At 60.3% G+C, this 22,655-nt stretch carries 18 protein-coding genes and 1 riboswitch; of the genes, 7 read left to right on the top strand and 11 right to left on the bottom strand.

From position 1 onward, the window contains the following. Positions 1–225 precede the first annotated feature (225 nt). Positions 226–331, bottom strand: a riboswitch (TPP riboswitch). 204 nt (positions 332–535) lie between these two features. After that, complete coding sequence (locus ACXRVY_RS04635) at positions 536–1,969, top strand: TolC family outer membrane protein (protein WP_223461755.1); 1,434 nt, start codon at positions 536–538, stop codon at positions 1,967–1,969. 134 nt (positions 1,970–2,103) lie between these two features. Here the strand turns inward: ACXRVY_RS04635 and waaA are convergent, their stop codons facing one another. Next, on the bottom strand, positions 2,104–3,396 hold the full coding sequence (waaA, locus tag ACXRVY_RS04630) for a lipid IV(A) 3-deoxy-D-manno-octulosonic acid transferase (protein ID WP_458237066.1): 1,293 nt from the start codon (positions 3,394–3,396) through the stop codon (positions 2,104–2,106). Positions 3,397–3,407: 11 nt separating this feature from the next. Continuing rightward, positions 3,408–4,310, bottom strand: coding sequence for a LysR family transcriptional regulator (locus ACXRVY_RS04625; RefSeq protein ID WP_223461752.1), 903 nt, complete (start codon positions 4,308–4,310; stop codon positions 3,408–3,410). Between the two features lie 103 nt (positions 4,311–4,413). Between ACXRVY_RS04625 and ACXRVY_RS04620 the strand changes: the two genes are divergently transcribed. The 4 genes from ACXRVY_RS04620 (at position 4,414) to ACXRVY_RS04605 (ending at position 7,918) form a co-directional block, all read left to right on the top strand. Then, complete coding sequence (locus ACXRVY_RS04620; protein WP_007977444.1) at positions 4,414–4,746, top strand: DMT family transporter; 333 nt, start codon at positions 4,414–4,416, stop codon at positions 4,744–4,746. Between the two features lie 186 nt (positions 4,747–4,932). Then, a complete protein-coding gene (locus ACXRVY_RS04615; protein ID WP_223461750.1) occupies positions 4,933–6,108 on the top strand; it encodes an NAD(P)/FAD-dependent oxidoreductase in 1,176 nt (391 codons plus the stop codon). After that, positions 6,105–6,917 carry an aldo/keto reductase gene (locus tag ACXRVY_RS04610; protein ID WP_223461748.1) on the top strand — a complete coding sequence of 271 codons (813 nt, stop codon included), beginning with the start codon at positions 6,105–6,107 and terminating at the stop codon, positions 6,915–6,917. Before ACXRVY_RS04615 ends, ACXRVY_RS04610 begins: the two co-directional genes overlap by 4 nt. 32 nt (positions 6,918–6,949) lie before the next feature. Beyond that, positions 6,950–7,918, top strand: a complete 969-nt coding sequence (locus ACXRVY_RS04605) for a metal ABC transporter ATPase (RefSeq protein ID WP_223461746.1) — start codon at positions 6,950–6,952, stop codon at positions 7,916–7,918. A gap of 109 nt (positions 7,919–8,027) precedes the next feature. Here the strand turns inward: ACXRVY_RS04605 and hldE are convergent, their stop codons facing one another. Both hldE and msbA read right to left on the bottom strand, forming a co-directional pair. Further along, a complete protein-coding gene (gene hldE / locus ACXRVY_RS04600) occupies positions 8,028–9,449 on the bottom strand; it encodes a bifunctional D-glycero-beta-D-manno-heptose-7-phosphate kinase/D-glycero-beta-D-manno-heptose 1-phosphate adenylyltransferase HldE (protein WP_458237065.1) in 1,422 nt (473 codons plus the stop codon). Between the two features lie 253 nt (positions 9,450–9,702). Then, on the bottom strand, positions 9,703–11,505 hold the full coding sequence (gene msbA, locus ACXRVY_RS04595; protein WP_007996569.1) for a lipid A export permease/ATP-binding protein MsbA: 1,803 nt from the start codon (positions 11,503–11,505) through the stop codon (positions 9,703–9,705). A gap of 154 nt (positions 11,506–11,659) precedes the next feature. Here msbA and ACXRVY_RS04590 point away from each other — a divergent pair, with 154 nt between their 5' ends. Beyond that, positions 11,660–13,525: an O-antigen ligase family protein gene (locus ACXRVY_RS04590; RefSeq protein ID WP_223461742.1), complete on the top strand. Its 1,866-nt coding sequence runs from the start codon at positions 11,660–11,662 to the stop codon at positions 13,523–13,525. Further along, positions 13,522–14,745 (top strand): acyltransferase family protein, encoded by a 1,224-nt coding sequence (locus ACXRVY_RS04585; protein ID WP_223461739.1) that lies wholly within the window; start codon positions 13,522–13,524, stop codon positions 14,743–14,745. The genes ACXRVY_RS04590 and ACXRVY_RS04585 overlap by 4 nt, the downstream gene beginning before the upstream one ends. A gap of 65 nt (positions 14,746–14,810) precedes the next feature. Here ACXRVY_RS04585 and ACXRVY_RS04580 read toward each other — a convergent pair whose 3' ends face one another. The 7 genes from ACXRVY_RS04580 to ACXRVY_RS04550 form a co-directional block, all read right to left on the bottom strand. Then, the gene (locus tag ACXRVY_RS04580) at positions 14,811–15,695 is read right to left on the bottom strand and encodes a glycosyltransferase (RefSeq protein WP_458237064.1); all 885 of its coding nucleotides are present in this window, start codon (positions 15,693–15,695) and stop codon (positions 14,811–14,813) included. Then, positions 15,692–16,846, bottom strand: coding sequence for a glycosyltransferase family 4 protein (locus ACXRVY_RS04575; protein WP_223461735.1), 1,155 nt, complete (start codon positions 16,844–16,846; stop codon positions 15,692–15,694). The genes ACXRVY_RS04580 and ACXRVY_RS04575 overlap by 4 nt, the downstream gene beginning before the upstream one ends. Next, a complete protein-coding gene (locus ACXRVY_RS04570) occupies positions 16,843–18,285 on the bottom strand; it encodes a PIG-L deacetylase family protein (RefSeq protein WP_223461732.1) in 1,443 nt (480 codons plus the stop codon). Before ACXRVY_RS04570 ends, ACXRVY_RS04575 begins: the two co-directional genes overlap by 4 nt. A gap of 8 nt (positions 18,286–18,293) precedes the next feature. Continuing rightward, positions 18,294–19,190, bottom strand: a complete 897-nt coding sequence (locus ACXRVY_RS04565; protein WP_223461730.1) for an antimicrobial resistance protein Mig-14 — start codon at positions 19,188–19,190, stop codon at positions 18,294–18,296. After that, positions 19,190–20,320, bottom strand: a complete 1,131-nt coding sequence (locus ACXRVY_RS04560) for a glycosyltransferase (RefSeq protein WP_458237063.1) — start codon at positions 20,318–20,320, stop codon at positions 19,190–19,192. Before ACXRVY_RS04560 ends, ACXRVY_RS04565 begins: the two co-directional genes overlap by 1 nt. Further along, positions 20,304–22,061, bottom strand: coding sequence for a carbamoyltransferase family protein (locus ACXRVY_RS04555; RefSeq protein WP_223461727.1), 1,758 nt, complete (start codon positions 22,059–22,061; stop codon positions 20,304–20,306). Before ACXRVY_RS04555 ends, ACXRVY_RS04560 begins: the two co-directional genes overlap by 17 nt. A gap of 165 nt (positions 22,062–22,226) precedes the next feature. Further along, positions 22,227–22,562 carry a YceK/YidQ family lipoprotein gene (locus ACXRVY_RS04550; RefSeq protein ID WP_223461725.1) on the bottom strand — a complete coding sequence of 112 codons (336 nt, stop codon included), beginning with the start codon at positions 22,560–22,562 and terminating at the stop codon, positions 22,227–22,229. Positions 22,563–22,655: the final 93 nt, after the last annotated feature.

Below are 22,655 nucleotides of genomic sequence, written 5' to 3'. Positions count from 1 at the left end.
TGCTGATCGACCTTGGCCGAGTCACTCAGATTGGTTGCGATTTTTGATTTTGTAGTCATCACGGGCTCTCCAGACAAACATCCAGGCAGTGGATTTTTTGTCGGAGCGAACCTGTAAACGAATGGACGCACGGGCGCTGGGAAAACCAGCTGTGCTGTGCTCAATACTCGAGGGGTGTTCGATTGTCGAACAACATCCCGGACGAAGCACAAGAGGACTCGCCGGGTGACGAGAAATCTTGTTCCCTACGCAGGCGCTAACCTGATCAGGTTCAACGGGATCCGAAATTATTCGATCTCAGCCTCATAGCAAGGCACCCCGACAAGAACCCGGCCAGTCTAGACACAACTGGCAAAGAACGCCAACCCCACTGCAAATACCATGATGAATGGCGTAATTACACGCAGTATCAGGATTGTTGCCGCCTGAATGCGCAACTACACTCGCTACGCTGAGCCGGCATTGACGCTGTCAAAGCGGGGCCTTAGCCTTGGCGCTCAAATTACCTCTGTAATATCAATTCTAGGGATCGTCTATGCTGCGCAAACTCTCACTGGCCCTTGCCGTGTCTTGTGCGTCCAACGGATTGGCCTGGGCAGCAGATGCGCCCCTATCGAACAAGACGGACCTGGTCAGCGTTTATCAGGAAGCCGTCAACAACAACGCCGACCTGGCGGCTGCCATCGCCCAATACGGCGCGCAGAAGGAAGTCGTACCCCAGGCCCGCGCCGGGCTGCTGCCGAACCTCTCGGGCGGCGCGAATATTTCCGAGGTGCGTACGGATCTCGATCAGCCATCCTCCACGCTCAACCGCGACGCTCATTCCTACCAGGCCACTTTGGCGCAGCCGCTGTTCCGGGCTGACCGCTGGTTCCAGTTCCAGGCCGCCAAGGAAGTCAACGAACAGGCCGCCCTGCAACTCTCGGCGACCGAGCAAAACCTGATCCTGCAAACCGCTAACAGCTATTTCAACGTGCTGCGCACCCAGGACAACCTGGCCTCGACCAAGGCTGAAGAAGCGGCGTTCAAACGTCAGCTCGATCAATCCAACGAGCGTTTCGATGTTGGTCTCTCGGACAAGACCGACGTATTGAACTCACAAGCCAGCTACGACACCGCACGCGCCAACCGGATCGTTGCGCAGCGCCAGGTGGACGACGCCTTTGAAGCATTGATCACCCTGACCAACCGCCAGTACAACTCGATCTGGGGCATCAGCCATAACCTGCCGATCCTGCCGCCAGTACCAAACGACGCCAAGGCCTGGGTCGAAACGGCGGGCAGGCAGAACCTCAATCTGTTGGCCAGCAACTATGCTGTCAGCGCCGCCGAGCAAACCCTCAAGCAGCGCAAGTCCGGGCACTTGCCAACGGTTGATGCGATAGCCAAGTACGAGAAAGGCGACAACGACGCACTGGGCTTCAGCAACCCGAATAACCAGCCTGTGCCGTTCGGTGGCAACGCCGAGCAAACGACCGTTGGCCTGCAACTGAACATCCCGATCTACAGTGGTGGCTTGATCAACTCCCAGGTGCGTCAATCGTATGCACAGCTGGACCAGACCGAGCAGCAACGCGAATCCCTGCGCCGCAGCATCGTGGAAAATACCCGCGACCTGCACCGCGCGGTGAACACCGATGTCGAGCAGGTACAGGCGCGCAAGCAATCGATCATCTCCAACCAGAGCGCGGTGGAAGCGACTGAAATCGGCTATCAGGTGGGTACGCGAAACATCGTCGACGTGCTGGATGCGCAGCGCCAGCTCTACACCTCGGTGCGCGACTACAACAACACCCGCTACGACTACATCCTCGACAACCTGCGCTTGAAGCAACAGGCCGGCACGTTGAATCCGGGGGACCTGCAAACCCTGGCACGCTGGCTCAATCCCAACTACAACCCGGACAAGGATTTCCTGCCACCAGATCTGGCCAAGGCTGCGGCTGAGCAGTTGAAAGCCCGGCCTTGACCATCAGATTTTAGGCAGCACAAACCTTGTGGGAGCGAGCTTGCTCCGGGCGGCGTTCCGACGATCGCTGACTGACAGGCAACTTAAGTGTTGAATGTTCAGCCGCCATCGCGAGCAAGCTCGCTCCCACAGGATCATTGGCGGACTGAAGAGTTGTCGATCAACCGCCCCAACCCGTCCAGCAACCGCTGCAACGCACCTTGATTAGTGCGCATCACTTTCAACCCGGCCTCTGCCATGCGCTGCGCATCTCGCGGCAGTTCGAATAGACGCTGCACCGCCACCGCCAGCCCTTCAGCATCCTCCACTTCCTGCAACGCCCCGGCACTGCGCAACTGGGCGGCGATTTCGAGGAAGTTGAAAAGATGCGGACCGCTCAACACCGGTTTAGCCAGGGCCGCCGGCTCCAGCAGGTTATGCCCGCCGTTGGGCACCAGGCTGCCGCCGACGAATGCACTGTCCGCCAGGGCATAGAGAAACAGCAACTCGCCCATGGTGTCGCCCAGCAGCACCGACGTATTCGCACTGACCGCATCGCCGCTGGAACGCCGGACCGTGGCAAACCCCTGTTGCTGGCACAACCCGTACACCGAATTGAAGCGCTCCGGATGACGCGGTACCAGAATCAGCAAGGCATCGGGGTGACTGGCCAACAACTGACGATGGGCTGCCAACACCACTTCATCCTCGCCCTCGTGAGTACTGGCGGCGATCCACACCGGTCGCTCCAGCGCCTGCCATTGCCCGCGCAGCTCAACAGCACGCTCCAGCAGTTGCGGGTCGATGGTCAGGTCGAACTTGATCGATCCGGTCACTTCGACGGTTTCCGTCCGCGCGCCGAGGTCGCGCAAGCGTCGGGCTTCGGCTTCGGTCTGTACCGCGAACAGGCTCATCTCGGCCAGCATCGGCTGGGTCAGCTTGGGAAACCGGCCATAGCCCTTGGCCGAACGCTCGGACAGTCGCGCATTGGCCAGCGCCACGGGGATCCCGCGTTTGGCACACTGATGTATATGGTTGGGCCACAGTTCGGTTTCCATGATCACCGCCAGTTTCGGCTGGACCCGATCGAGGAAGCGCCGGGCGGCGCACGGCAAATCGTAAGGCAGATAGCAGTGCTGGATGCGCGGCTCATTGGCGAACAGTGCCAGGATCCGTTCCGACCCGGTCGGTGTCATGCAGGTCACGGTGATCGGCAGATTCRGATAACGCGCCAGCAAGGCGCGGATCATCGGCGCGGCAGCAATGCTTTCGCCCACCGACACGGCGTGCACCCAGATGCCGCCAGGTTTCATCGTCGGCATCGCGCAGGAGAAACGCTCGCCGATGCGCCTGGCATAGGCAGGCGCCTTGCGCGCGCGCAGCCAAAGCCGAATCGCTACCAATGGCAGCCCCAGATAAAACAGCGCGGTGTAGAGAGTTCTATTCATGGCGGCGGAGTTTATCGGCTTTTTTCGCCAATCGTCTGCAAGTGCACGGCAAAACGTTCGGCGAGCCAGCGCGCGGCCGGACCTAGCGGCTCATCCCGGCGCCATACCAGTTCCACCACCAGAGCCGGCGGGGTCCATTCGCTGACCAGTTCGACCATCTGATTCTGATAAGTCGGGTACTGCACTACGTGGCGTGGCAACCAGGCCCAGCCGAGGCCACGTACCAGCCATTCGGCCATCACATAGAAACTGTCGGCGCGCCAGACTTGCGGGCTGGCCGGGTCACTGCCGGGATAAATGCTCGACGCCGTGGACATCAGCAACTGCCGATGTTGCGCCAATTGTTGACTGTCCACTGCGCCTTTACGCGCCAACGGATGATCCTTGCCGCACACCGTGACCATTTCCACGCTGCCCAGCACCCGCCGCTCAAGTGCCTCGGGAATCTGATCGTGAAAGAACAGCAGCCCCAGATCGGCGCGCCGCTCCACCAGCTTGCGCGCGACATCGCCTTGGGCGGCGCTGGTCAGTTGCACTTCAAGGCTGGGGAATTTTTCCGCCAGGGCCTCGAAGCTTTCGATGATCGGCTGATACGGCATCGCTTCATCCTGCGCCACACGCAATCGCGCTTCCTGCCCGCGCATCATTGCCAGCGCCCGGCCGTTGAGCCGTTCGCACTGGCGCAACACCTCCCGCGCTTCGTCCAGCAATGCCGTACCGGCTTCAGTGAGCTTCGGTTGACGCCCGCTGCTACGGTCGAACAGGCTGACACCCAGGTCTTCTTCCAGCAACGCTATCGAACTGCTGACCGCCGACTGCGCCTTGCACTGATCCCGCGCCACGGCAGAAAACGAACGCTGCTCCGCTACGCTGACAAACAACCGCAACTGCTCCAGATTCCATTGCATGCTCATGGCTCAACCCATCTTATAAACAGATAGGTAATGACTTTACCGCATCTGGCGAATCACTAGAATGCCGACCTCAGAGAGCAACACTTCACACGAGGATTGAACCATGACCGCTTACTACTACCTGGCCATTGCCATCTGCGCCGAAGTGATTGCCACTGTTTCGATGAAAGCCGTCAAAGGCCTCAGCACCCCGCTGCCATTGGTGCTGGTCATTCTCGGCTACGGCATTGCCTTCTGGATGCTGACCCTGGTGGTGCGCAGCGTTCCGGTGGGTGTGGCGTACGCCGTGTGGGCCGGCATGGGGATCGTGATGGTCAGCGTCGCGGCACTGTTTATCTACGGGCAGAAACTGGACGTGCCGGCGATGCTGGGGATGGCGTTGATTGTGCTGGGTGTTGTGGTGATCCAGCTGTTCTCCAAAACTGCCGGGCACTAAATCCGAAGCACGATTCATTGTAGGAGCGAGCCTGCTCGCGATAGCGGTGTATCAGTCGACATTGATATCGACTGACACGCCCTCATCGCGAGCAGGCTCGCTCCTACAGGTTTTGCATCCGCCAACAAATCTGCTCTTCGTCGAGTCTGTATACTGCGCCCTCGTCTTGAACACAGAGGTCGCTGCATGCCATCCGTTATTTCCACCGACGTTCTGATTGTCGGCGCTGGTGTCGCCGGCCTCTGGCTGAATGCGCGCCTGCGACGCCAGGGTTTTTCGACCGTGCTGGTGGAAAGCGCCAGCCTCGGCGGCGGGCAGAGCGTGAAGTCCCAGGGCATCATCCACGGCGGTGCCAAATACGCGCTGCACGGCGCCCTGACCGGCGCCTCGGAAGCCATCGCCGACATGCCGCGCCGCTGGCGCGAAGCCCTGGCTGGTGATGGCGAGCTGGATCTGTCCGGCGTGCGCCTGCTGTCCGAAGCTCACTACCTGTGGTCCCCCGGCACCCTCGCCGGCAACCTCACCAGTTTTTTTGCCAGCAAGGCCGTGCGCGGTCGCGTCGATCAGGTCAAGGGCGAGCAATTGCCGCCTGCCCTGCGAGACAAACGCTTCAAGGGCAAGGTCTATCGCCTGGCGGAACTGGTGGTCGATGTGCCGAGCCTGATCCAGCGCCTGGCCGATCTGGCGGGAGATGGTTTGCTCGCAGGGCAGAGAATCGAGCCGTTGCTGGAAGGTGGCGTGCTGGTCGGCCTGAAGGTGGATGAGCGCGAAATCCGTGCCCAACGCATCGTCCTGAGCGCCGGTGCCGGGACGGCGGCATTGCTTGAAGCACTGGGCCTGAGCCAGCCCGCCATGCAGCGCCGCCCGTTGCACATGATCATCGCCAAGGGTCCAAGCCTCAAACCGCTGTACGCCCACTGCCTGGGCGGTGGTACCAAACCCCGTATCACCGTGACCACACACCCGGCGGCGGATGGCCAATGGGTCTGGTATCTGGGCGGCGATATCGCGGAATCTGAAGGCGTGGCCCGTGAGCCTGCCGAGCAAATCGCCACCGCACAGAAAGAACTCGGCCAGTTGCTGCCGTGGATCGACTTGAGCACGGCGCGTTGGGCCACCCTGCGCGTAGATCGCGCCGAACCCCTGCAATCCGGCCTGACCCGCCCCGACAATGCGTTTCTCGCAGAAGAAGGCCGCCTGCTGGTGGGCTGGCCGACCAAGCTCGCCCTGGCGCCGGACTTCGCCGACCGTGTGATCGCCAGCCTGACCCGCGACGGTATCCAGCCAAGCCACCCGCCAGCACTGCCTGAACTGCCGAAGCCACCGATGGGCGTACCTGCCTGGGAGCAACTGCTGCCATGAGCCAACCGACCCTGCACGACCTGCATCGCCCCCTGGGCAGTACCGGCCTGGTGGTTTCACCCTTGGGCCTTGGCACGGTGAAACTGGGCCGCGACCAAGGGGTGAAGTATCCCAACGGCTTCAGGATTCCCGATGACGATGAAGCGCACATGTTGCTCAAGCTCACCCGCGACCTGGGTATCAATCTGATCGACACCGCACCTGCCTATGGTCGCAGCGAAGAACGCCTCGGCCCGTTGCTGCGCGGTCAGCGCCAGGACTGGGTGATTGTCAGCAAGGTGGGTGAAGAGTTTGCCGACGGCCAGTCCCTTCACGATTTCAGCGCCGCACACACACGTATGTCGGTGGAGCGCAGCCTGCAACGCCTGGAAACGGACTTCATCGATCTGGTGCTGGTGCACTCCGATGGCAACGACCTGGCGATCCTCAATGACTGCGAAGTCTACGAGACCCTCGCCGCGCTCAAGGCCGAAGGCAAGATTCGCGGTTTCGGCTTTTCCGGCAAAACCGTCGACGGTGGCCTGAAGGCCCTGGAGCAAGGCGACTGCGCGATGGTCACCTACAATCTGAACGAACAAAACGAGAAGGCCGTCATTGACTATGCTGCTGCACACGGCAAAGCCATTCTGGTCAAGAAAGCCCTCGCCAGCGGTCATGTCTGCCTGAGTCCGGGCGTGGATCCGGTGCGCGCCAGTTTCGAATTGTTGTTTGAACATCCGGGTGTTGCCAGTGCTATTGTCGGGACCATCAATCCGCTGCACCTCGCCCACAATGTCGCGACCGTTGCCCAGGTCCTACGTAGCCACTGACGCCGCCCACGCGGCCTTAAGCAGGAGCCGACATGTCGCGTACGCTCATCAGAAAGAACCCGAGCAACTTCAAGACCCTGCCGTTATTCGTCGAAGCGACTCCCGAAGGCCTGGCTTATCAGAGCGTCGGCAGGCCGCTGAATTTCTCCCAGACCCTGCAACGTCGTCGTCCGGTGACGGTCGGCGACAGCGAACGGTTTTCCCTGGAGCTGGCCAACCTCGGGGTTTCGGTGCGCCTGACCCTGCATTGGCAGAATCGCGATTACTGGGTGCTGGTGCGCCAACGCCGGCAGGACCGTGGCGATGTGGTGCTCAAGCTGATCTCCGGCTACGTGCCGGCTCATGAGCTGAACCTGCCCTTGCACACGGCGATCCAGGAGATAGCCGAAGAATGCCTGCTGGAAACTCCGGAAGGCTGGCTCGGTGGGCGGTTCAATGACACCTGGCTGCCGACGCCCTACTCGGCCGCCCTGCATTACCGTGAAGCCCTGCCGTTTCGCTTGTCGCCTTTGTCCGGTTCGGCTCGGCCGGTACGTTGCGCCAATCTGATGCTGATAGAGCGTCCGCGGGCTTACGTGCATTTACCGACGGCGTCACTGCAATTGATTTACGACTTGCGCCTGGACGTTCCCAAGGAAGCCAAATCCCTGAGCCTGTTCCATGTCGATGAAAGACTGGAAGGCGATCAACTCGTCGCCCGCCTCGACCGCAAGCGTCCCGATCTGTACTTGATGCCTTTGCAGGACGGCCATCCGATGGCTGAGCTGTATACCCTGAAAAAGGATCAACTGTACCCGGCCAGCACGCGCGGCCTGTACCTGGCCGAGAGTTTTGCCCGACAGGAAGGCTGGTTGGTGCGCGATGAGCGGATTCGCTGGAAGGACTGGGTGAGACAGCAGGGGTTGACCCCTCCGGGGAAGGATTCGGGGTTGGCGCGGTTACGTGGGAAGGCCAAGTTGCTGCTGAAGAAAATCGTGCCGCGTAAAAAAGTAAGCACTTAAACGCAAAAGATCGCAGCCTGCGTACTCCATGTAGGAGCTGCCGCAGGCTGCGATCTTTTGATTTTACGATCCCCAGGCTACCGGAAAAGATCGCAGGCTACGCCAGCTCCTACGACTTGCGGATCTTCTCGACAATCGCGGTGGTCGAGCTGTTTTCCACCAGCCCCAGCACTTTCACGGTGCCACCGTAGGCCGTCACGATGTCCGCGCCGACCACCTGGTCGACCCCGTAGTCACCACCCTTGACCAGCACATCCGGCTTGACCGCGCTCAGCAGGTTTTCCGGAGTGCCTTCCGGGAAACTGATGACCCAGTCCACCGCCCCCAGACCGGCCAGCACCGCCATGCGCCGGTCGACACTGTTGATCGGACGGCCTGGCCCTTTCAGGCGGCTGACCGATGCATCGTCGTTTACCGCAACGATCAAACGATCGCCCTGGGCCCGCGCCTGTTCGAGGTAGGTCACATGACCGGCGTGCAGGAYATCGAAGCAACCGTTGGTGAACACGATCCGCTCTTTGTGCGCGCGGGCATCGTCGACCGCCAGCAACAGTTGCTCAAGACCCAGCACACCGCGCTCGGAACCTTCCTCGCGCTGGATCGCACGACGCAATTCCGGCGCACTGATGGCCGCCGTACCGAGTTTGCCGACCACGATACCGGCCGCCAGATTGGCCAGAGCCACCGCGTGAGGCAGCTCTTCGCCAGCGGCAATCGCGGCCGCCAGGGTGGAAATCACCGTATCGCCAGCACCGGTCACGTCGAACACTTCACGGGCACGAGCCGGCAAGTGCAGCGCCGGGTGATCCGGACGCAACAAGGTCATGCCGTGCTCGCCACGTGTCACCAGCAAGGCACCGAGGTCCAGGTCGTGCATCAGCTGCGCGCCCTTGCTCACCAATTCGTGCTCATCGGCGCAACCACCGACGATGGTTTCGAATTCGTTGAGATTCGGTGTGATCAGGCTCGCACCGCGGTAGATCGAGAAATCCTTGCCCTTGGGATCGGCCAGCACCGGAATGCCACGGGCACGGGCAGCCTGGATCAGCGCCTGATGGTTTTTCAGCGCGCCTTTGCCGTAGTCGGACAGCACCAGCACCTTGATGCCTTCGAGCAACTCATCGACCTGCACAGCCAGCGCCAGCGCGTCAGTGGCGAAGGGCTCTTCGAAGTCGATACGCAGCAATTGCTGGTGACGGCTCATGACCCGCAGCTTGACGATGGTCGGCTGGTGCGCAATGCGCTGGAAGATGGCCCGCACGCCGGCGCCCTTGAGGCTGTTGACCAGGCTGTTGGCGGCTTCATCGTCGCCGGTGACACCGACCAACGAAGCCGGAGCCCCCAGGGCGGCAATGTTCAAGGCAACGTTGGCAGCACCGCCCGGGCGGTCTTCGATGTGATCTACCTTGACCACCGGCACCGGCGCCTCAGGAGAAATCCGTGAGGTACCACCATGCCARTAACGGTCGAGCATGACATCGCCGACCACCAAGACGGGGGCTTGATCGAATCGCGGCATGGACAACTTCATGGTGCAACCCACATACAGAATGAACAGGGGCGCGATATTAACACAGGGTTGGTGTCGGCTTGTGCGGTGGCTGCAACCGGATGATTCGCCGGGATTTATTGCTCATTTTTTGAGCGAAAACCCGCCAGGCGACGACACGCATCGGCTTCATTCATAACCAGGCATCTCGTAGCTTGGGCAACAATTTCCAGAGATAACGTTGCAACATGCAGACACCCGCGCGAAAGGACGAGCCAGGCTCGCCCTTTCGGGGTCAGGCGATGTCTTCGGCCGGGGCGTCGAGGCCCATCGCGTTGAGGCGCGAGTAGTAGCCGTTTTGCGCCAGCAGTTGATCATGGGTGCCGCGCTCGACGATTTTCCCCTGATCCATGACCAGGATCAGGTCGGCCTTCTCGATGGTCGACAGGCGGTGAGCGATCACCAGCGTGGTGCGACCTTTCATGACCTGATCCAGGGCTGCCTGAATATGCCGCTCGGACTCGGTATCGAGTGCCGAAGTCGCCTCGTCGAGAATCAGCAGGGGAGCATTCTTCAACAGCGCCCGGGCAATCGCCAGGCGCTGACGCTGGCCACCGGAAAGCAGCACGCCGTTTTCCCCGACCTGGGTGTCCAGGCCTTCAGGCAACTGAGCAATGAAGTCCATTGCGTAGGCATCCTTGGCCGCCTTTTCAATGTCTTCACGGGGTGCACCGGCCAGGTCGCCATAAGCGATGTTGTTGGCCACGGTGTCGCTGAACAGGGTCACGTGCTGGGTCACCTGGGCGATATGCCGACGCAGGTTCAATAGCTTGTACTGTTCCACTTCGACGCCATCGATGAGGATTTCACCCTTGTCGTGGTGATAGAAACGCGGAATCAGGTTGGCCAGGGTCGACTTGCCGCTGCCCGAACGTCCCACCAGCGCCACCATTTGCCCGGGCTCGACCGAGAAACTGATGTCATTGAGCACCTGACGCTCGGTGTCAGGGTAGGTAAAGCTGAGGTTGCGCACGTCCAGGCGACCGCTGACGACGTCACGCTCGACGGTGCCGGTATCGACTTCAGGTTCGACATCCAGTTGCTCGAAGATACTTTCGGCACCGGCCACCCCCTTCTGGATGGTCGAGCTGACTTCGGACAGCTGGCGAATCGGCTTGGGTAGCAGGCCGGCCAAGGTGATGTAGGCCACCATGTCGCCGGCTGACGCATCGCCACGCAGGAACAGCACCAGGAACATCAGCACGGCCATGGCGGTGTAGATCACCAATTGCAGCAGCGGCGTGTAGATGGCGCCGGTGCGGGTCATGCGCAATTGCTTGTCAGTGTTGCCCTGGCTGGCGTCGAAGAAGCGTTTCTCTTCATAGGCTTCACCGCCGAAGCTGCGCACCACGCGATAACCCTGGATGGTTTCGGACGCCACATGCGTCACGTCTCCCATGGCCAGCTGGATTTTCTTGCTCTGCTTGCGGAATTTCTTGCTGGCGGTGCGCACCATGATGGCGATCAGCGGCAGGATGGCGACCATGACCAGCGTCAGGCGCCAGTTCATGAACAACAGCGAGGCAAACAGGAAGATCACCGTCATGCCTTCACGAATTACGACCTTGATCGCATCCGTTGCCGCCCCCGTGACCATGGTCACGTTGAAGGTGATACGTGAAATCAGGTGCCCCGAGTTATGCTTGTCGAAATACCGGTTTGGCAACACCAGCAGGTTGTTGAACAACTGCACCCGCAAGTCATGGACCAGGCCCAGGGAAACCTTGGCCAGGAAGTAGTTGCCCAGGTACGACCCCAATCCCTGCCACGCAGCGATCAGGATGATCAACAACGGCACCGCCTGCAGCAGTTGCAGATCCCGCAGGTAGGGCACGGTTGGAAACAGCGCCGCTTCAGGGTTGGACAGACCGTCGACGAAGTACTTGAGGATGTAGCCCAGCATTGGCTGCGTCGAAGCGAAAATCAGAAAACCGACGATGCTGATCAGGAACAGGCTGATGTACGGCCGGACATAGCCGAGCAGACGGAAGTAGATTTTCAAGCTCGATGGGCTTGCACTGAGACTGGAGTCGGTCATATCACGCGAATGTCGATAAAAAGGACGCTGACTTTAGCACAGCTTCCCCAGGGTTCTGGCAATCGCATACAGTCTGTGTATTGTGGCGCGTCAAATACCCACCAGATGTCCCTGCCTTGGTACGCTCGCTCAATTCAGGAATAAGTTACTCAGCATGCAATCAAACGCTTTGAACAGCACGTCCAATAGAATCTTCGATTTCATTTGCTTGTGGATCCTTCCGCTCGGTTATTTATTACTGCTTTGTGCGCTGTTTTTCCTGCCTGGGCGCAGTGTGCATCACAAGCTTTACTATGGCCTGTTCAGCATTCCGGCACTGATTGCGCTGTGCCTGCGTCCGCGGCTCAGCAAAGAACTGCTGCACGAACCGATCGTCATTGCAGTCCTGCTGTTTGTGGCGTGGGCACTACTCAGTCTGCGCTGGGGACTGGGCGGCGACATCGACTTTGGTGAGTTCAAACCGCCATTGCATACCCTGATGCTGTTCGTTGGCTGCTACCTGCTGGTGCGCTATCGCAGCGAAATCATTCAGCCCCTGCTGTTCTGCGCCGCAACGGTGGCGCTGATTGCCTCTGTCTATAACCTGTACAGGTTCGGCCAGATCTACCAACCGGAAATGCGCCTGATCGGTGTCGGCGCGTTCGACAATCCACTGCTCAGCTCCCACGCTTTCGGCTTTTTCTGTACTTACTGGCTGAGCCTGAGCATGACCTGCAAGCGACACCAGGTACTTTGGTTAAGCATACCGGCGATGGCGATCATGTTCGCCGCCGTCCTGGCCACCGGCTCCAGGACCCCACTGGTTGCACTGACGCTGGCCGCGCTGTGGCTGTGCTACATCTGCTGGAATCGACGCTCGGTCTTCATGCTTGGCTCCATGTTCATCACCGGCACGGCGACTTTCGCGTTGTTTGCGGACAAGATCCTCGAAAGAGGCAGCTCCTTTCGTATCGAGCTCTGGCAATTGGCCATGGACAGGATCACTGATCATCCGTGGATCGGGCACGGCTACAACGCCGAACTGACCCTGGACCCAGGCGTCGGCTACCCCCTTCAGGAGCCCCATAGCTTTGCCCTGGGCGTGCTCTACTACGTCGGCATTATCGGTCTGCTGCCATGGCTGTTCTTCCTCGCGTGGAGCTTCATCAGTAGCTGGCGCCATCGCGTGCAACCGCTGTTTGTCATTGCCTCAGCCTGGCTGGCCTTCGGTATCGGTGCGGGCCTGACCGAAGGTGGCGGAATTATCTCTCGCCCCAAGGAGCACTGGTTCCTGCTGTGGATCCCGTTGGCGCTGATTGCTGCATTGAGCATCAATCAACGGGCCAGGCGCCTGCTGGACACGCCGATCAAGACCGCGACACCAAGCGCACTGCAACAACTGACGGCCGATGCCCGGGTCATCGAAGAAGATGGTTTGGGCCCCAAAGTCCTGCGCCTGACCGATGGCAGCTTTCTCAAGCTGTTCCGCCGTCGCCGCTGGTACACCTCGGGCAGTTTCACGCCCTACTCCGATCGATTTGCCGTCAACAGTGTGCAACTGCGCAACATGGGCATCCCGACACCGCACATCCTCGACCTTTACCGGTTCGAAGACGGCAGCAACGCTGTGCACTACTCTCCCTTGCCGGGCAACACGCTGCGCCAGATCCTGCAAGGCATCACCGCCCCGGCGGTGCGCCAGGCACTGGTGGAGCGCTTCGGCAAATTCATGGCCCAACTGCATCAGCAAGGGGTCTACTTCCGCTCCCTGCACCTGGGTAATGTGCTGGTGCTGGAGGACGGCGAGTTCGGCCTGATCGACCTGGCCGACCTGCGGATTTACCCTTCATCGTTGAGCCCTTCGCTGCGTCGGCGCAATCTGCGCCACATGCAGCGCTACGCATCAGATTGGCACTGGCTGTTCGAGGATCACTTCGAAGCGCTGCTGCAGGGATACGCTGCAGTGGCTTCGCAATCCGACGTAGATAATTTGCACAGGCACGTGCTGGCCGGGAGTCCTCCTGCCCAGGCTCACCGATGATAGAAACCAACCCGCTTATCGCGATGACGGCCTACCTGCTCGCCATCGCGACTGCTGCGCTACTGTTGCGCAGCGTGCCGAGATTCACCCGACAGCTGGAGCATCGCGGCGAAAGCCGCTTTGCCGGCATCGACGGCTTACGCGGGTATCTGGCCTTCGGCGTGTTCGTGCACCACTCGATCATTACCTGGATCTTTCTGCAAACCGGCGTGATCGATTTTCCGCCGAGCAACTTCTACTCGCAGCTCGGCCAGGGTAGCGTCGCCCTCTTTTTCATGATCACCAGCTTTCTGTTCTGGGACCGCTTGCTGACCCATGGGCGGCAACACGACTGGCTGGCATTTGCGGTATCTCGGCTGTTTCGCCTCTACCCGCTCTACCTGCCGCTGATGTTGACCGTGTTTGTCTGTGTGTTCTATTTGCAGGACTGGGAACTCAAGGACTCCGGCACCCAGCTCATTGGCCAGACCCTGGCCTGGCTGATATTCGACCGGCCAGACGTCAACCAGTACCACCAGACCGGCATGCTGATATCCAACGTCACCTGGACGCTGGGGTACGAGTTGTTTTTCTACCTGGCCCTGCCACTGGCCGCCATGCTGTTCATTTATCGCGGCGGCTGGATGCAGACAGTGCTGTGCCTTATCGGCATCTATGCCCTGTACGAGGTGGTCGGCTGGGAACACTCGCTGAAGAAGCACTTCCTGGCCAGTTTCCTCGGCGGCATCGCTGCAGCGTACTGGGTTCGCCGCCCACAATGGGTCGCCTGGAGCCTGTCTCCGCTAGCGGGCATCATCGCCCTGCTCGCATTGGCGATCGCCTTTACGGTGTTCAACCGGGCTTTCAACCTGGGAGCGCTGCTGCTGCTTTCACTGTTCTTTGTGATCGTGGCGTCCGGCAACACCTTGTTCGGTGCCCTGAGACCACGCAGCATTCGCTGGCTGGGGGAAATCAGCTACAGCACGTATTTGCTGCACGGTTTCGTGCTCTGGGTACTGGTGCAGCGACTGCCGCCGGTATTGCATCTCGACGCCCGGCAAGCCTGGGTCTTCCTGCCGTTGCTGGCTGTGTGCAGTTGCCTGCTGATCATCATCAGCAGCCTGAGTTACCTGTACATCGAAAAGCCCGGTATCAATGCCGGCAAGAAAACCCTGCACTGGTTGCGCCAGAACAGGAAGCTGAGGAAAGAACTTTCGGAGGAGTCGGCTCAACAACGTTAAGCAACCACCGGGGCATGTCATCGAGGACAATGCCCCGCCTCCCCCCCTTGAATCCCGCCTTTGGCTCAGTCTTTCTCCAGCCGCGAGAAATACATCCGCCCCAGCCCACGCCAGGTTTTCTTGTTCCAGGCCTTGAACGGAATCTGCGCCAGCAACTCCCGCGCCAGCTTGCGATCACGGTTGGCGGTCTTGAGGAACATGGAGTTGAGAAATTTGTAGCGCACCTCGTCATACAGCGGGTGATCGCTGAAGAGCGCGTAGGTGCGCAGGATGCTGTCAATCATGAAGCGGTGGTTCTTGTAGGAGTTGGTGGCGTGCTTGCGATAGCGCGCCATCAACACATTCAGACCATCGATAAAGTAACCGGCATGGGTCACCTTCAGTTCAATCAGCAAGTCTTCCAGGCGAATGGTCGGGTCGAAACCGCCCACCTTCTCCAGCGCTTCGCGACGGATCATCAGGGTGGGAGCCGGAGGATAGGGCTTGCGCTCCAGGAACATGTCGTYGAAGTCCAGGCGACGGAACGGTACATCCCGGCGTTGGCGCTTCTCGGGGTAGAGATTGCCGTCGGCATCGATCAACTCGATGTTACCGGCGCAAATGCCGACCTCGGGCTTGCCGTCCATATGGGCGACCTGGGTGGCGATTCGCTCCGGCAACATGATGTCATCCGAACCGAACGGCACGATCAGGCTGCCCTTGGCCCGGGCAATCGCACCATTGAGGGTGTTGGTCAGCCCCTGGTTTTCCTGCACCCGGAAATCGAAACCATGGATTGCCTGCAGCGCCTTGATCCGCTCGACGCTGTCATCTTTCGAGCCATCGTCGACCACCAGCAACTCGATGTTCCGATAGGTCTGGTTGAGGACGCTGAGAATGCTTTCCTCGATGTAAGGGGCATGGTTATACGACGCGATGATGACCGTGACGATGGGTTGCGCGTCGTTCATGGCTGTTCCTTGCGGGCCTGTTCCAGGCCGGAGTCGATCAGATTGAGGTATTCGCGACGGAACTCCTCGATGTCATGGTGTTGCTGCAGATAACGGAAAGCCTGCTCGCCCTTGGCCTTGAGCTCGTCATCCGTCAGCCCGAGGTAAGTGTCCAGCGCCGCCTGCAGCGTCGGCACATCCTTCGGTGTAATCGCCAGGCCACCGGCACCCTCGATGAGCGGCAGCATGGCCGGCACGTTCGAGGCGATCACTGGCAAATGCCCGCTCATGCCTTCAAGCAGCGCCAACCCGAGTCCTTCGGCCAGGGAGGGCATGGTCCAGATATCGAAAGCGCGAATGTACTGCAGGGCAATTTCCTTGAACCCCAGCAAATGGGCGCGACCGCTGAGGCCGAGGCGGTCGATTTCCGCAGCCAGGCGCGACTCTTCACGGCCGGCTCCGATGATCGCCAGTTGGGTATTCGGGTATTTGTCCTTGAGTGCCGCGAAGGCCTGCAGCAAATAGATATGGCCCTTGACCGGCACCAGTCGCCCCAACGCACCGATCAGCCGCACAGACGGATCGATGCCCAACATTTCACGGGCTTTTTCACGACTGTGTTGCAGGCCTTCGGCTTGCTCGATGTCGATGGCATTGGTGATGGCGTAGGTATTCTGGTCAGTGAAGCCGCAGTCACAGTCCAGCAGATACTGTTTCACCGCAGGCGACACGCCGACGAAGCGCCAGTGACGATCAATCAGGCGCTGGGTCTGGCGGCGCCGGTAAAAACGGTCGTACTCGCCAAAGCCGTGGGAAATACCGATGCACAAAGGCACTTTCAGCCAGCGGTTGAGTGCCAGCATCATGTTGACCGGCTTGAAGCGATTGCAGATCACCACATCGAATTTTTCCCGGCGGCAGAACTTGTACAGCTGCCACATGGCCCGCAGGCGCATGCCCTTGAGGGACTTGTCGGAAAACTCGAAGTACACCGAACGGTCGGCCCGGCTCACCGCTTCACCCGGCCCGGGTTTGCCGCGCAAAAATGCGGCGGTCACTTCATAGCGTTCACTGGGCAGGGCCTTGACGATTTGCTCCGCGAGGTCGGCGAAATCATGGGCTTTGACGTTGTAGTCAGGCTGCAGTTGCAGGACCTTTGACCGCTGACTCATAACTCTCCCCGCTGAGAAACATTGCCTGGTGTGTGCTTGAGGGACCACAAAAGCTCGTGGCGCCGGACTGCCTTGCGAAAGAATTCGTTCTGGCCATAGGTTGGCGGCAAGCGGCCGGCCAACAACCGTTGGATCAACCGACGCAAGCGACGCTTGAACGGCATCGCCGGTTGCAGGTCGTGCATCATGCCCAACGCCATGGCTTTGTCTCGCTGCTGCTCCAGCGGCAAGGGCAGGCAATAAGGTTGCATCGGTTGGGACGGATCGAAGGCAGGCGGCAAGGCGATGCCGTCACCGGTATCGCCCATCGGCCAGCGGTCGTTGTCGTGCAGGTGGTTGGCATAGCCCAGCAGCGTGGTCGGTTGCCAGTCCAGGCCTTGCAAGGCTTCGAGGACTGCCGCCTGGGCGCAGATATGATCGGGATGCGGATCCAGGGTCGGATGCGGCAGGACGATGACCTCGGGCCGGGCCCGCAGCAGCAACTCTCGCAGATCCGCCAGCAGGTTGTTCCAGGTCGGCGCGCCATCGACATCGCCGGGCAGCACGAAAGGATTCAACCGGCGGAACAGACGGGTATCACTCATATCCGCTTCCCGCGATCCCGCCGCTACGGCAGGCGCGGCCTGCATGCTCGCCAATTGCAGACAGAAGTAACCCAGTTGTACGCAGTGAGCCTCGGGCACTCCGGCCCAACGTGGCACGGCGATACTGTCCCAGGTGCGCAGGCGGCCTTTCAAGCGGGCCGCATCGACCTTGTTCAGGCCCATCTGCCGATAGTGCTCGGCTTCGATTTCACCGGCGGTCAGCGTGACGATCCAGGTTTCGTCGGCCTGGCTGTACAAACCGTAGGCCGCCAGTTCGGCGTCATCGGCGTGGGGGGCGATGACCATCACCCGCTGATGCCGGTAATCCGAGTGCTCGAACGCCCACAGCACGGGCTCACCAAACACGCGACAGAAGCGCCCGCGCAAGCGCAGGTCACCGCGCGACAGCGCCTGAGCCTGACCACTGAGATTGAGGTAACGCAGGCCGTTCACGCCCCGCTCGAAGGTTTGTCGATCAGGGTTTTCGCCACCCGCCAACTCCACCACCGGATCGATAAAACGCCCCAGCCAGGTGCTTTTTACCCGCAGGGCCAACACCAGCGTCGCGTCGTCGACCAGCATCACGCCCTCGTCCAGCCGCAAGTGTTCACCGCTCAGGTGCACCTTGGGCTGTGGCGTATACGGGGGGAAGCTGTACTGGTAATCGTCTTTCGCTGAGTAGAACAGATGGTCGGCAAACCAGGCTTCGTGGGCAATCCAGCCAAGAACCGCCAGCACCAGCGGCAACCACCAGGCCACCAGCACACCTACGACGATCAACAGCACCAGCGCAATCAACAGGCCGATACGTTTATTGCGCCGGTGGCGCTTGAGCAGTTGCTGTTTGCGGCTCATGGCTTGGCTCATACGGTGAAGACCGGCACGGGGTTGCACCAGCGATCCTTGTACTCACGATCGGCGCGACCGAAGGAAAAGCGCAACGGTTTGTCCTGTGCCCGGGCATGCTCCCAGGCGCTTTGCGTATTGAGAAAACTCAGCACACTGCCAGGGCTGAACTCGCGAGTCTCGGGATCGACTCCGCCGTTGATGTACTCGACACTGATCCACTGCGGGGTCTCGACGCGGTACACCAGTTGTATCGCAATCGGCGCATCGTTGAGGAAAATCACCGAGCCGATCAGCAACTCGCGCAGCAACTCGACGACCTCGGTCATGCGCTCGGCACCCGTCGCCGGGAAGCCCCAGCGGCGCTGGAACAGGTCGCAATAAATCGCCGCCAGTTCAGTGCTGGAAAATTCGGACACCGGCCGCACCACGCCACCGGCCTCTTCCAGCAAGCGCAATTCGCGGCGCTGGTTATAGCGAAATTTTTTCGACAGTTCTTCGGGTGTGCGGGCCATGGCCAGTTGTTCGGCTTGCAACTTGATGCCAGTGAAACGACCTTCGTTCAGCGCCGACAGATACCGCGCGCGATGGCGCAAAGGCGCTTGGGTATCGGCAGCGGCGGGCAGGATGATCTCGGCGTTGCCCAGGTCGAACAGACCTTTTTTGCCGCGACGCTTGAGCACGTCCTTGGACAAGGCCAGGTCGCGCCCCCAGGTCGGGATCGCCGCCTTGACCTCGTCACCCTGGACCCAGGCCAGGTAACGCACCGGAATATCCGCCAATTGCGCCAGCCGCTCGACCACCATGGGATGAGTCGCGACACTGCCGCCATAACGCTGCCAGGTTTCGGCGTAAGTCGAGGCGTCGACTACCGCCCAGCCACGCTCGCGCCAGCCTTGAAATCGGTTGAGCATCAGCCCCTCTGTGCCAGTTCGGTAACGTGCGGCAAATGCCAGAAAGCATCGCGCACCGCGCGATCGGAGAAGCGTTCGCGCAAGCGCTCGAGCATTAACTCGGCACACTGTCGGCGTTGCTGATCATCCATGCCAGCCAGATGTTGCAGCCCTTGGGCCAGACGCCCGGCATCGCCCAACGGGAACAGGATGCCCACGCCTTCGACCACTTCTTTCGCTCCGCCGCACGCCGTTGCGAGCAAAGGTACACCAGCGGCCATGGCCTCCAGCAGCACCATGCCGAACGGTTCGTGATCAGAGCTCAGGGCAAACACATCGAAGGCCCGGAAGTAGTTACGCGCATCCGGCACCTGACCGAGGAACAGAACCCGGTCACCGATACCCAGTTCCCGGGCCTGGTCCTTGAGGTCCTCCTCCAGACGCCCCTTACCGAGAATCACCAGCTGACTGTTGGCCGGCAACCCCGGCAACGCCTCGGCAAAACCGTGCAACAGCGTGGCCTGGTCCTTGTCCGGATGCAGCCGCCCGACGTTGCCGACGATCCAGGCATCCGCCGCCAGCCCGAGGGTTTCCCGGGCCTCGCGAGCCGACACCTGCGTGGCTTGCAAGGCATCCACGTCGATACGGTTGTACAAGGTCTGAATTCGCGAAGCCGGCCACTTCGGCAGGCAATTGCGCATGTCGTCGCGCACCGCGTCGGACACGCCAAGCAAACTCAAACGCTTGCGGAATATATGCGCGAACAGTTTACGGCTGCCGCGCTGGTAGTCTTCAAACCCGTGGTGCACGCCAATGACCGGCRACGACGTACCGAGCAAGGCGATGTAGATAGGCTTGAAGCGATGAGCGATGCAGAAACTGAAGTTGCGCGACGCGGCGATCTTGCGCAGATCGCCGATGGCTCCCAGCTTCAGGCCGCGAATGGCTTTGGAGCTGTACTCCATGAACAGCACTTCATCGCTGGCGCATTGCGCGGCGACTTCAGCATCGGCAACCCCGGTGAGAAACACCGTGGTCACTCGATAACCGGTCCCAGCGAACAGGCTGGCGTACTGCCGTGCGCAGTCCAGAAACGGCCCGTCATAGCCGTGGCAGAACTGCAGCACATGGCGTTCAGCCGAACGTGTCATAGGCGTTCGCGCCCTCTTTGACCACCAGGATGTCTTCCATGATCAGATACTGTAGATCCGAACCGAAGAACATGTTCAGGGCGTCGGTCGGCGAGCAGATCATCGGTTCGCCGCGACGGTTGAGCGAGGTGTTGAGCGACACGCCGTTGCCGGTGAGCACTTCCAGCGCTTTCATCATGTCGTAGTAGCGCGGGTTGTATTCGCGCTTGAGCACCTGGGCGCGGGAGGTGCCGTCTTCGTGGACGACTTCCGGCACGCGGGTTTTCCACTCTTCAGCCACTTCGAAGGTGAAGGTCATGAACGGAGCCGGGTGATCGATCTTGATCATCTGTGGAGCGACAGTGTCGAGCATCGACGGGCAGAAAGGCCTCCAGCGCTCGCGGAACTTGATCTGGTGATTGATTCGGTCGGCCACACCGGCCACGCTCGGGCAACCGATAATCGAGCGACCACCCAGTGCACGCGGACCAAACTCCATGCGGCCCTGGAACCACGCCACCGGGTTGCCATCGACCATGATCTTGGCGATCTGCTCCGGCATGTTGTCGAGCTTGCGCCACGTCGGCTTGTCGGCGTGACGGGCGCACGCGGCGATCACGTCTTCGTTGCTGTACGACGGGCCGAGGTAGACGTGCTCCATCTTCTCGACCGGTACGCCACGGGCGTGGGACACATAGGCTGCCGCGCCCACCGCGGTACCGGCATCGCCGGAGGCAGGCTGTACAAACAGTTCCTTGACGTCGTCGCGAGCGATGATTTTCTGGTTGAGCTTGACGTTCAACGCACAGCCACCGGCGTAGGCCAGTTTGCCGGTTTGCTTGAGCACGTCGCCCAGGTAGTAGTCGATCATCTGCAGCGCAATTTTTTCGAACAGCGCTTGAATGCTGGCGGCGTAGTGGATGTACGGCTCGTCGGCGATATCGCCTTCACGCTTGGGACCCAGCCACTCGATCAGCTTCGGCGAGAAGTAGTAACCTTTGCCCTTCTCTTTGTAGCGACGCAAGCCGATGACGTTGGCGTAGTCGGTGTTGATCACCAGTTCGCCGTTTTCGAACGAAGCCAGGCGCGAGAAGTCGTATTTGCTGGCATCGCCATACGGCGCCATGCCCATGACCTTGAACTCACCGTCGAGCATATCGAATCCGAGGAACTCGGTGATCGCGCCGTACAGGCCGCCGAGGGAGTCCGGATCGAAGAATTCCTTGATCTTGTGGATCTTGCCGTTTTCGCCATAACCGAAGAAGGTCGTGGCGTACTCGCCCTTGCCGTCGATGCCCAGGATCGCGGTTTTCTCTTTGAAACCGGAGCAGTGATAAGCGCTGGAGGCGTGGGCCAGGTGGTGCTCGACCGGCTCGATCTTGATCTTCTTCGGATCAAAACCCAGTTGCTCCAGGCACCAGACGATCTTGTTGCGATAGCGCTTGTAGCGACGGTTGCCCATCAGGATCGCGTCGAGGGCGCGGTCCGGGGCATACCAGTAACGCTTGGCGTACTGCCAGCGGGCCTTGCCGAACAGGCTGATCGGAGCGAATGGAATCGCTACCACGTCAACGTCGGACGGCTTGATGCCAGCCTGTTCCAGGCAGAACTTCGCCGATTCGTAGGGCATGCGGTTCTTTGCATGTTTATCGCGTACGAAGCGTTCCTCTTCAGCCGCCGCGACCAGCTTGCCGTCGATGTACAGGGCTGCGGAAGGATCATGGCTAAGGGCGCCGGACAGGCCAAGAATCGTCAATGCCACRGGGGTCTAGCCTCTTTAGTCTGCATGCAGGCGCAAGCGCCTCAAAAATTAATGTGYCCTCGCAAGGGGCGAGAGACAGCTAAAGGGCGGGATTATAGCTTAAAAGCAGCGGCAAGCCTCTAGCCGCAAGCGGCCAGCAACTGCGACAGGGACCTCGCGGCATTTTTATCCGCGCGCAGGTCGCCAATAGATGGAAATATTGCCGTCCACGCTTTGCCGGTAAATCGTGTACGGCAAGACAACGGTGTCCAGCGCGCCAGACACGGCCAAGTCCACCAATATGAGTGGTACAAGAAAACCCGTAGGGTCTGGCGGCGCATTCAATACACAGAAGTCGTAAGCCAGGCCGCTGTAGACACGGGGGATGGACTGGCAATAGGTCTTTTGCCTGCGCAGCCCCTGCGCTGCTTCGGCTTCATCCTGCAGGACCGTTGCGGCAGTCCCGCAGCCCATTAGCGACACTGATAAAACACCTGATGAAACTGCCATTTTGATTGTCACAGCCTGCCCTCCGAGAACGTCAGGCAAACTAGCATCGGGGCGATTTGGGCCACAGTTCATGACTTCCCAAGATCGCGTAGGACGGTTCACAAG

It is taken from the genome of Pseudomonas sp. P5_A2_2 (assembly GCF_054177685.1).
This window is presented reverse-complemented; position numbering and strand designations above follow the sequence as displayed.

What these genes read in the sequence shown, in the direction of transcription:
- ACXRVY_RS04635 (WP_223461755.1), top strand. Translation starts at nt 536, where the DNA reads ATGCTGCGCAAACTCTCACTGGCCCTTGCCGTGTCTTGTGCGTCCAAC.
- ACXRVY_RS04625 (WP_223461752.1), bottom strand. Translation starts at nt 4,310, where the DNA reads ATGAGCATGCAATGGAATCTGGAGCAGTTGCGGTTGTTTGTCAGCGTA.
- ACXRVY_RS04620 (WP_007977444.1), top strand. Translation starts at nt 4,414, where the DNA reads ATGACCGCTTACTACTACCTGGCCATTGCCATCTGCGCCGAAGTGATT.
- ACXRVY_RS04615 (WP_223461750.1), top strand. Translation starts at nt 4,933, where the DNA reads ATGCCATCCGTTATTTCCACCGACGTTCTGATTGTCGGCGCTGGTGTC.
- ACXRVY_RS04610 (WP_223461748.1), top strand. Translation starts at nt 6,105, where the DNA reads ATGAGCCAACCGACCCTGCACGACCTGCATCGCCCCCTGGGCAGTACC.
- ACXRVY_RS04605 (WP_223461746.1), top strand. Translation starts at nt 6,950, where the DNA reads ATGTCGCGTACGCTCATCAGAAAGAACCCGAGCAACTTCAAGACCCTG.
- msbA (WP_007996569.1), bottom strand. Translation starts at nt 11,505, where the DNA reads ATGACCGACTCCAGTCTCAGTGCAAGCCCATCGAGCTTGAAAATCTAC.
- ACXRVY_RS04590 (WP_223461742.1), top strand. Translation starts at nt 11,660, where the DNA reads ATGCAATCAAACGCTTTGAACAGCACGTCCAATAGAATCTTCGATTTC.
- ACXRVY_RS04585 (WP_223461739.1), top strand. Translation starts at nt 13,522, where the DNA reads ATGATAGAAACCAACCCGCTTATCGCGATGACGGCCTACCTGCTCGCC.
- ACXRVY_RS04575 (WP_223461735.1), bottom strand. Translation starts at nt 16,846, where the DNA reads ATGAGTCAGCGGTCAAAGGTCCTGCAACTGCAGCCTGACTACAACGTC.
- ACXRVY_RS04570 (WP_223461732.1), bottom strand. Translation starts at nt 18,285, where the DNA reads ATGAGCCGCAAACAGCAACTGCTCAAGCGCCACCGGCGCAATAAACGT.
- ACXRVY_RS04565 (WP_223461730.1), bottom strand. Translation starts at nt 19,190, where the DNA reads ATGCTCAACCGATTTCAAGGCTGGCGCGAGCGTGGCTGGGCGGTAGTC.